The 2,162-nt window shown below is 49.7% G+C and carries 1 rRNA gene; it reads left to right on the plus strand.

What is annotated here, in order from left to right:
• Window positions 1-2,132 (plus strand): 23S ribosomal RNA (locus HNR69_RS09460); the annotation flags it as partial.
• Window positions 2,133-2,162 lie beyond the last annotated feature (30 nt).

Below are 2,162 nucleotides of genomic sequence, written 5' to 3' on the forward strand. Positions count from 1 at the left end.
CTGTTTCGGCTAGGGGTCCATCCCGGATTACCAACCCGATGCAAACTGCGAATACCGAAGAGTAATGCATAGGAGACACACGGCGGGTGCTAACGTTCGTCGTGGAGAGGGAAACAACCCAGACCGCCAGCTAAGGTCCCAAAGTTTATATTAAGTGGGAAACGAGGTGGGAAGGCATAGACAGCTAGGATGTTGGCTTAGAAGCAGCCATCATTTAAAGAAAGCGTAATAGCTCACTAGTCGAGTCGGCCTGCGCGGAAGATGTAACGGGGCTGAAATATAGCACCGAAGCTGCGGCATCAGGAGCAACATTAATGGTTTTTAGGTAACGACTCACGAAGGGAGTGAGTTGGTTGAGTAAACGAAGGTTGAGTTGGATTGAGAAGCGACAAGAATCATTAATGTTGCTCCTGTTGGGTAGGGGAGCGTTGTGTAAGCGGAAGAAGGTAAATTGAGAGGTTTGCTGGACGTATCACAAGTGCGAATGCTGACATAAGTAACGATAAAACGGGTGAAAAACCCGTTCGCCGGAAGACCAAGGGTTCCTGTCCAACGTTAATCGGGGCAGGGTGAGTCGGCCCCTAAGGCGAGGCTGAAAAGCGTAGTTGATGGGAAACGGGTTAATATTCCCGTACTTTGATAAACTGCGATGTGGGGACGGAGAAGGTTAGGTTATCGACCTGTTGGATGGTCGTTTAAGCCTGTAGGTGGGAAGATTAGGCAAATCCGGTCTTCTATTAAACGCTGAGGGGTGAAGAGGAGTTTCTAAGGAGACGAAGTAACTGATACCACGCTTCCAGGAAAAGCCACTAAGCGAAAGGTTTATTGGAACCGTACTGAAAACCGACACAGGTGGTCAGGTAGAGAATACTCAGGCGCTTGAGAGAACTCGGGTGAAGGAACTAGGCAAAATGGCACCGTAACTTCGGGAGAAGGTGCGCTTACGGTAATTGTAGCCCTTTACGGGTGAAGGTGAAGTAAGCCGAAGATACCAGCTGGCTGCAACTGTTTATTAAAAACACAGCACTCTGCGAACACGAAAGTGGAAGTATAGGGTGTGATGCCTGCCCGGTGCTGGAAGGTTAATTGATGTTGTAATCGAAAGAGAAGCAGCTGATCGAAGCCCCAGTAAACGGCGGCCGTAACTATAACGGTCCTAAGGTAGCGAAATTCCTTGTCGGGTAAGTTCCGACCTGCACGAATGGCATAATGATGGCCAGGCTGTCTCCACCCGAGGCTCAGTGAAATTGAAATCGCCGTGAAGATGCGGTGTACCCGCGGCTAGACGGAAAGACCCCGTGAACCTTTACTATAGCTTGACACTGAACATTGAATATTGATGTGTAGGATAGGTGGGAGACGAAGAAGTGTGAACGCCAGTTTGCATGGAGTCGGTGTTGAAATACCACCCTTTAATGTTTGATGTTCTAACGAAGTACCTGAGACGGGTACTCGGACAGTGTCTGGTGGGTAGTTTGACTGGGGCGGTCTCCTCCCAAAGAGTAACGGAGGAGCACGAAGGTTTGCTAATGACGGTCGGACATCGTCAGGTTAGTGCAATGGTATAAGCGAGCTTAACTGCGAGACGGACAAGTCGAGCAGGTGCGAAAGCAGGTCATAGTGATCCGGTGGTTCTGAATGGAAGGGCCATCGCTCAACGGATAAAAGGTACTCCGGGGATAACAGGCTGATACCGCCCAAGAGTTCATATCGACGGCGGTGTTTGGCACCTCGATGTCGGCTCATCACATCCTGGGGCTGAAGTAGGTCCCAAGGGTATGGCTGTTCGCCATTTAAAGTGGTACGCGAGCTGGGTTTAGAACGTCGTGAGACAGTTCGGTCCCTATCTGCCGTGGGCGTTGGAGAATTGAGGGGGGCTGCTCCTAGTACGAGAGGACCGGAGTGGACGCATCACTGGTGTACCAGTTGTTTCGCCAGAAGCATTGCTGGGTAGCTAAATGCGGGAGAGATAAGTGCTGAAAGCATCTAAGCACGAAACTTGCCTTAAGATGAGTTCTCCCTAACGAAGAGTTAGTAAGGGATGTTTGAGACTAAGACGTAGATAGGTGGGGTGTGTAAGTGTAGTGATATATTGAGCTAACCCATACTAATTTCCCGAGGGGCTTAACCATACAATCTTGAGTGTTTTGCATAGAGGAAGA

The sequence above is a fragment of the Histophilus somni genome (assembly GCF_014202395.1).
In the GTDB taxonomy this organism is placed as follows: Bacteria; Pseudomonadota; Gammaproteobacteria; order Enterobacterales; family Pasteurellaceae; genus Histophilus; species Histophilus somni.